Here is a 348-nt window from a genome sequence, read left to right as displayed (position 1 = left end):
ATTGTCGAGTGTGATAAGGTTGGTCGCGTCGGTTACGCCGGCGTTCGGCGTCAAGGTAGCAGTCCAGGTGACGCCGCCATCGGACGAACTGACGGAGCTCAGCATGCCGTTGGCGATCGTCAGATCGGCATTGGTGAAACCGTTGACGGCCTCGCTGAAGGTGAAGGTCACCAGCGAGGTCTCGCCTGCCGCCAAGGCATTGTCAGCCACGATGATGGTTGCGGTCGGGCGCTGGCCGTCGACGCTGTAGTTGTTCGAATTGGTGATCCCGGTCCCGGTGTTGCCGGCAAGATCGGCCACGCCGGTATTGTCGAGGGTGATGACGTTGGTCGTGTCTGTAATGCCGGC

General features: G+C 61.2%; 1 protein-coding gene. It reads right to left on the bottom strand.

Annotated features, from left to right (window positions below):
* Positions 1-348, bottom strand: a 348-nt coding sequence (locus tag ACOZKU_RS06915) for an Ig-like domain-containing protein (protein ID WP_421578230.1), incomplete at both ends; no start/stop codon positions are given.

Source organism: Shinella sp. M31 (assembly GCF_049199205.1).
GTDB lineage: Bacteria > Pseudomonadota > Alphaproteobacteria > Rhizobiales > Rhizobiaceae > Shinella.
The sequence above is the reverse complement of the archived record's forward strand: the minus strand, read 5'-3'. Positions and strand labels throughout refer to the sequence as shown.